General features: G+C 68.0%; 6 protein-coding genes. All 6 read right to left on the reverse strand.

Annotated features, from left to right (window positions below; translation table 11 throughout):
- Nucleotides 1-11: 11 nt before the first annotated feature.
- The 6 genes from WS46_RS32995 to WS46_RS33020 all read right to left on the reverse strand — a co-directional run bounded on the left by WS46_RS32995 (nucleotide 12) and on the right by WS46_RS33020 (nucleotide 6,688).
- On the reverse strand, nucleotides 12-1,427 hold the full coding sequence (locus WS46_RS32995; protein WP_059693680.1) for an amidase family protein: 1,416 nt from the start codon (nucleotides 1,425-1,427) through the stop codon (nucleotides 12-14).
- A 46-nt stretch (nucleotides 1,428-1,473) separates the two neighbouring features.
- Complete coding sequence (locus WS46_RS33000) at nucleotides 1,474-1,854, reverse strand: cupin domain-containing protein (protein ID WP_059693698.1); 381 nt, start codon at nucleotides 1,852-1,854, stop codon at nucleotides 1,474-1,476.
- 75 nt (nucleotides 1,855-1,929) lie between these two features.
- Nucleotides 1,930-3,222 (reverse strand): FAD-binding oxidoreductase, encoded by a 1,293-nt coding sequence (locus WS46_RS33005; RefSeq protein WP_059693682.1) that lies wholly within the window; start codon nucleotides 3,220-3,222, stop codon nucleotides 1,930-1,932.
- A gap of 26 nt (nucleotides 3,223-3,248) precedes the next feature.
- A complete protein-coding gene (locus tag WS46_RS33010; protein WP_059693684.1) occupies nucleotides 3,249-4,814 on the reverse strand; it encodes a DUF3138 family protein in 1,566 nt (521 codons plus the stop codon).
- 21 nt (nucleotides 4,815-4,835) lie between these two features.
- The gene (locus WS46_RS33015) at nucleotides 4,836-5,768 is read right to left on the reverse strand and encodes an ABC transporter permease subunit (protein ID WP_059693686.1); all 933 of its coding nucleotides are present in this window, start codon (nucleotides 5,766-5,768) and stop codon (nucleotides 4,836-4,838) included.
- Entirely contained in the window at nucleotides 5,765-6,688 is a 924-nt protein-coding gene (locus WS46_RS33020; RefSeq protein WP_059693689.1) for an ABC transporter permease subunit, read from the reverse strand. Before WS46_RS33020 ends, WS46_RS33015 begins: the two co-directional genes overlap by 4 nt.
- Between the last annotated feature and the right edge of the window lie 73 nt (nucleotides 6,689-6,761).

The following is a 6,761-nucleotide window of genomic DNA, read 5'->3' on the forward strand; positions in this document are numbered from 1 at the left end:
GAAGTCGACCATCACGATCCGGTCACCGGATCGATCGGCGTGAACGTACCGGCGCGCGCCTCGATCGCTTCGCCGGCGGCGAGGCACAGTGCCTCCTGGAAGCGGCCCGCGACGAGTTGCACGCCCGTCGGCACGCCGCCACGCACGCCGGTCGGCACCGACAGCCCGGGCAGCCCGAGCAGCGCGGTTGCCAGCAGTGGCCCCTGCATGTCGACGATGTGGCGCATCGCCTCGTCACCGTGCTGGTCCGCATCGATCGCGAACGGCTGCGCGCACGACACCGGCATCAGCAGCAGCGGGTAACGTGCGAAGAACTGCTGCCAGTCGCGCAGCAGCGCGGTCCGCCGCGCCAGACCATTCATGTAGCCGGCGAGGTCGAGCGGCGATGCGAGGTTGCGCTGGCTCGCGAACGCGGTCCGGATCGCCGCGTCGCCGTGCTGCATGATCACGTCGCCGAGCCCGCTGCGTGCTTCGTTGGTCACGAGGTCCAGCCACAGCGCGCACGCCTCGGCGAACCGCGGCGGCTCCGCTTCCTCGACGATGCAGCCGGCCTCCTCCAGCCACCGCGCGGCTTGCCGAACCGCATCGACGACGATCGGGTCGGACGGTACGCCCGGCAGCGTGGGACACACGGCGACGCGTGCGGGAAACACCGCGTCGTGGCCGGCCGGCGCGACCGGCATCCACCATGCGTCTCGCGCGTCGCCCGCCGCCATCGCATCGAGCGCGAGGCGCAGGTCGCCGACCGTGCGCGCCAGCGGCCCCTGCACGGACGCGAGTTGCACGGCGAGCGTGCGGTCCTTCGATTGCGTCGGGTTGTAGGCGGGCACGCGGCCGGTGCTCGGCCGCAGCCCCGCGACGCCGCACGCATAGGCGGGGTAGCGGATCGAACCGCCAAGATCGTTGCCGTGTGCGATCGCGCCGATGCCGGCAGCGACCGCCGCGGCCGCGCCGCCGCTGGAGCCGCCGGGCGTCAGTGCCGGATTCCACGGATTCGACGTGCGGCCGTGCAGGTCGTTGTCCGTGAACCACCGGTACGAAAACGCCGGCGCGTTGCTGCGCCCGATCACGATCGCGCCTGCGTTGCGCAGGTTCGCGGTCACCGGGCTGTCGTCGTGCGCGACCAGGCCGGCAAACGCGCGCACGCCGTTCGTCGTCGCGCGGCCGGCCGTGTCGACGTTGATCTTTACCGTCACCGGCACGCCGTGCAGCGGACCGACGGGCGTACCGCGCGCGATCGCGGCATCGGCATCGGACGCCGCCTGCAACGCGCTGTCGGCCAGCACGTCGACGATCGCGTTGATGACGGGGTTCACCTGCTCGAGCCGTCGCAGGCAGCTGTGCACGAGTTCCGTCGACGACACGTCGCGCCGCGCGACGTGCGCGGCCATCTCGGCCGCGCTCAGACGCCACAATTCCTGGGTCATGGGATGCTCCTCGTTGATGACTGGATCGAATGGATTCGGCCTCGCGTTACGCACACGAGGGCTCCGCCTGCGGCGCATGCGACGCGTAGATCTTCCGGCACGTCTCGACGACCTCCCAGGTGCCGCGAAAGCCCGGTGGGATCACGAAGCGGTCGCCGGCACGCAGCACGCGTTCGCCGCCGTCGGCATCGCGCACGATCGCGACGCCGCTCAGCATCTCGCAGTACTCCGACTCGTCGTAGTCGATCGTCCAGCGTCCGGGCGTGCATTCCCAGATCCCGCAACTGAACTGCCCGCACGGGCTGATGTAGTGATGCGACAGCGTCTGCATCGGATTGCCGTCGAGCAGCAGCCCGGCCGGCACGCGGCTTTGCGTGAGCCGGGCCGACGCCTGCATCAGGTCGACGAGACGGGTAACGTGGGTCATGAATGCCTCCATCGCATGAGTGAATGGTTCGAAACGATTCGTGGCCGCGCGGCCGCGCGAGCCGCGCTCCACGGATCAAAGCAGGTCCATCGTCCGATGCCACGCCATCGCGAGCGCCAGCATCGGCGTGCGCAGCACGCGGCCGCCCGGAAAGTCGCGATGGCGAATTCGGCCGAACAGGTCGAAGCGCGCAGCCTGCGCGTCGATCGCTTCGGCGATCAGCCGCCCGGCGAGGCCGGTCACGTTCACGCCGTGCCCGGAGAAGCCCTGCGCGAAATACACGGTGGGCTCGAGCCGCCCGAAATGCGGCGCGCGGTTCATCGTCGCGTCGATCAGGCCGCCCCATGCGTAGTCGATCCGCACGTCGGCGAGCTGCGGGAACGTCTTCAGCATGTCGCGCCGCATCGCCGTCGCGAGATCGCGCGGCGCGCGCGTCGAGCTGCTCGCCTTGCCGCCCCACAGCAGACGCCGATCGCGCGTCAGCCGGAAATAGTCGAGTGCCGAATTGCAGTCGCTGATCGCCGCGTCGGCCGGCATCGTCTCGGCCGCGCGCGCTTCGCCGAGCGGCTCCGTCGCGATCAGGTAGGTCGCCACCGGGATGATCTTGCGCGCCAGGCTCGGCGCGAGCCGCCCCAGGTACGCATTGCCGGCCAGCACGACGTAGCGGGCATCCACATGGCCGCGCGCGCACCTGACACGGTGGTGCGGCGCGGCGCGCTCGAGCGCGAGCGCGGGCGTGTCCTCGTGGATCGTCACGCCGGCCGCGCGCGCCGCGCGCGCGAGGCCGAGCGTGTAGTTCAGCGGATGCAGGTGGCCGCTGCCTTCGTGACGCAGGCCGCCGGCGTAACGATCTGATGCGACGAAGCGCGGCATGTCGGCGCGCTCGACGATGTCGTAGCCGCGGTAGCCGAAGCGGCTCGCCGCGGCGTCGCGCCATTTGCGCAGCGCGTCGACGTGGCGCTGCTTGTTCGCGGCCGTCAGATAGCCGAAGGTCAGGTCGCAATCGATGCCGTGCCGCTCGACACGCCGCCGGACGATATCGACCGATTCGAGCCCCATCGCCCAGATCTTCCGCACGTCGTCTTCCGGCAGATGGGCCGAGAACGTATCGATGTCGCACGAGTAGCCGGCGATCAGCTGGCCGCCGTTGCGGCCGCTGGCGCCCCAGCCGATTCGCGACGCCTCGACGAGCACGACCGAATGACCGCGCTCGGCGAGATCGAGCGCCGCGGACAGGCCGGTGAGTCCGCCGCCGATCACGCATACGTCGGCGGATACGGCACCGTCGAGCGACGGATGGCGGGTCCGGTCGTTGGCCGTGTCTGCGTAGTACGACTGAATATGTTGCTGATTTTCGAACTTGAGCATGAGTGACATTCGCGAACAGCGTCGCGTCAGAACGCGTAGATGAGTTGAGTCGCGAGCAGGTCGTTCGACTTCGCGTACGACCCGTCGTGACGCAGGAATACCTTGTTGCTCGCCCAGTCGTGCCGATACTCGACCTTGACCGTCACTTGCTGAGTCGGATAGAACAGCAGGTCGAATGCGGCCGCCTGCCGCGTCGCGCCCTTGCATTCGAAGCCGACGCCGCCGTTCGCCTTCGACATCGCGAGGCAGTCCGCGTCGATGCCGAAGCCGTTGTACGGATCCATCCCGTTGCCGTTCAGGCCGATCGACGATCCGCCGCCGCCGTTCCTGCGGTTGACGAGCAGGTCATAGCGCAACGTCGCACCCATGCGGCCGACCACCGGCACGTTGAACTTGCGGTGCGCGAGCAGCGACAACCCGAACCACTGCGCGAGCCCGCCGTTGAACGCGCCGTGTTGTTGCTGGCCGTAATCGAGCTCGGCGTTGTACTGCGCATCGGCGAGCGTGTAGGTCGCATCGGCTTCCGCAAAGAAGAACGCGCCGTATGCGCTCGGCGCATTGCCGCCCACGCCGTAGTGCACCGTGCCGGTGGCCGGGTCGATCGCACTCGGCAGCGTCTGGCGACCGATGTTGATCGAGCCGCCGATGTCGAGCGCGCTGCCGCGCATGTAGTCCACGCGCGCGGTGAAGGTCGGTACCTTGTTGCTCGTCGTGATCGGGTCGCCGAGCGCATTCACGCCGGTCTGCGTGACGGCGCCGGCGCTGCGGAACTGCTCGTTGCCGACGAAGAACTTCCACGCCCACTGGCCGCTCGGGCTCAGGTAGTTGATGCCCGCGCCGATCGACGAGCCCGGATCGGAGAAGTCGTACAGCAGGTTGTGCGTGAGCGTGAGCATCTGGTTCGACTGCTGGTACTCGTAGCCGCCGAAGCCGAGCACCAGCCCGCCGACGAACGCGGTCGTGCCCGACAGCGGCACCGTGACGACGGCCGTGTTCACGATGTCGAGACCGCTCGCGCCGCTGCCCGTCATCATCGACAGGCCGGCGCCGCGGTTCGGCATCAGCGTGATCTCGGCGGACGGTGCGGTCGGCCCGACGCCGAACGTCTTCTTGATGTCGAGGAACACGTCGCCGAACGTGCTGTTGTAATACGTGTACGCGTTCTCATGGTTCGCGAACTGGAACGACGAGGTGCCGGCGCCGCGGTTGTACACGTAAGTCGGATCGAGATATCCGGTCACCGACAGCCCGGCGATCGGGCCGGTGCGCGCGGCGTCGGTCAGCGAGTCGACCTTCAGTTGCTGGTTCGCGACCTGCTGCCGGATTTCGGTCACGTCGTCGTTGGTCAGCACCGCCGGCGCCTGCCCGTAGCCGGGCACCGACGGATCGACGGCGGGCACGCTCGCCACCGCTGTCGACGACACCGGGGCAGCCGCCGGTTTCGCAGCCAGTCGCGATTGCAGCGCGCTCATCTGCCGCTGCAGCACGGCGATCTGCTGTTGCAGCGCCCTGATCTGGTCGGCACTCGAACTCGCGGCGGCCAACCCCGGCAACGCACCGGCGATCAACGCGCAAAGCACCTTCTTTTTCATTCGACGTCTCCTTGTCGTTCTTCACTTCACGGGATGCGGTGCGGGGTCGTGCCGCGCGTGCGCGGCCGACGGGCGATCGGGCGGCAACGCGGGCGGTGGGGCGAGCGCGTCCGGCGCGGCGGCCGCGTGCCATGCACGGGCCTCGCGAGCCTGTCGTCGCTCGCGGGCCAGCATCGAGCGGTTCACGACGACGACGCCGATCGTCACCATCGTGATGAACACCGTTGCGAGCGCATTCATCTCCGGATTGAGTCCGAGCCGCACGCGCGAGAACACGACGAGCGGCAGCGTCGTCGAACCGGGGCCCGACAGGAAGGCGGAAAGAATGACGTCGTCGATCGACACGGTGAACGCGAGCAGCCATCCCGATACCAGCGCCTGCGCGATCAGCGGCAGCGTGATCACGAAGAACACTTTCAGCGGCCGGGCGCCGAGATCGAGCGCGGCTTCCTCGATCGAGCGGTCGAGTTCCTTCACGCGCGACTGCACGATCACCGCGACGAACGACAGACACAGCATCACGTGGCCGATCCAGATCGTCAGCCAGCCGCGTCCGGCGGGCCAGCCGAAGGTCTGCTGCATCGCGACGAACAGCAGCAGGAGCGAGATGCCCTGGATCACCTCGGGAATCACCAGCGGCGCGTTGATCATCGCCGCATAGAGCGTGAAGCCGCGAAAGCGCCCCACGCGGGCCAGCACGAAGCCGGCCCAGGTGCCGATCGCGACCGACGCGGTCGCCGTCAGCAACGCGATCTTCAGCGACAGCCACGCGGCCGTCAGCAATTCGTCGTCGTGCAGCAGCGCACCGTACCAGCGCAACGAGAAACCGGACCACACCGTCACCAGCTTCGACGCGTTGAACGAATAGACGACGACGCTCGCGATCGGCACGTACAGGAACAGGAAGCCCGCGCCCAGCACACAGGCAGAGAACAGGCGATTCGCGCGGGTCATGAGCGCCCCTCCGCTTCGGTCTGGCTGTAATGGAGCAACGCCATCGGCACGAGCAGCAGCGCCACCATCGTCACCGTCACCGCGGACGCCATCGGCCAGTCCATGTTGTTGAAGAACTCGTCCCACATCACGCGGCCGAGCATCAGCGTGTTCGCGCCGCCGAGCAGTTCGGGAATCACGTATTCGCCGACGGCAGGAATGAACACCAGCAGACTGCCCGCGACGATCCCGTTTCTCGACAGCGGCAGCGTGATGCGCCAGAACGCGGACCACGGCGTCGCGCCGAGATCGTGCGCGGCCTCGAGCAACGTGAGGTCCAGCTTCACGAGATGCGCATACAGCGGCATCACCATGAACGGCAGGTACGAATAGACCATCCCGATGTAGACGCCCGCGTCGGTGTGATAGAGCCGCAGCGGCGCCGCGATCACGCCGAGCGCCGTCAGCGCACGATTCAGCAAGCCGTCGTCCTTCATGATCCCAACCCACGCATAGACGCGAATCAGGAACGACGTCCAGAACGGCAGCATCACGGCCATCATCAGCAGGTTGCGGCGTGCCGGCGCCGCGCGGGCAATGCAGTACGCGATCGGATAACCGGCGAGCAGACACATCAGCGTCGACGCGGCGGCCATCTTCAGCGAACTGACGTAGGTGTTCAGGTACAGGTCGTCCTGCAGCAGCAGCGCGTAATGCTTCAGCGACAACGCGACCTGTACCGTGCCCGCTTCCAGTCGCGCGAGCGCGGTGTACGGCGGAATGCCGAGCATCTGATCCGCGAAGCTGATCTTCAGCACCAGCGCGAACGGCAACGCGAAGAAGATCGCGAGCCACAGGAACGGCACGCCGATCGCCAGGTTGCGACCCGACGGCACGAAGCGCGACAGCGCGGACGCAGCATCAACGGTGGGTTTCGTCATGTCGCCCTCACTGCGTCAGCACGACGCCGCTGGCCGGCGACCACGACACGAACACGTCGTCGTTCCACGCCGG

Source organism: Burkholderia sp. RF4-BP95 (assembly GCF_001521985.1).
Classification (GTDB): Bacteria; Pseudomonadota; Gammaproteobacteria; order Burkholderiales; family Burkholderiaceae; genus Burkholderia; species Burkholderia diffusa.

Excerpts from the sequence above, each read along its gene's own strand:
- WS46_RS32995 (WP_059693680.1), bottom strand. The coding sequence starts at position 1,427 with ATGACCCAGGAATTGTGGCGTCTGAGCGCGGCCGAGATGGCCGCGCAC.
- WS46_RS33000 (WP_059693698.1), bottom strand. The coding sequence starts at position 1,854 with ATGACCCACGTTACCCGTCTCGTCGACCTGATGCAGGCGTCGGCCCGG.
- WS46_RS33005 (WP_059693682.1), bottom strand. The coding sequence starts at position 3,222 with ATGCTCAAGTTCGAAAATCAGCAACATATTCAGTCGTACTACGCAGAC.
- WS46_RS33010 (WP_059693684.1), bottom strand. The coding sequence starts at position 4,814 with ATGAAAAAGAAGGTGCTTTGCGCGTTGATCGCCGGTGCGTTGCCGGGG.
- WS46_RS33015 (WP_059693686.1), bottom strand. The coding sequence starts at position 5,768 with ATGACCCGCGCGAATCGCCTGTTCTCTGCCTGTGTGCTGGGCGCGGGC.
- WS46_RS33020 (WP_059693689.1), bottom strand. The coding sequence starts at position 6,688 with ATGACGAAACCCACCGTTGATGCTGCGTCCGCGCTGTCGCGCTTCGTG.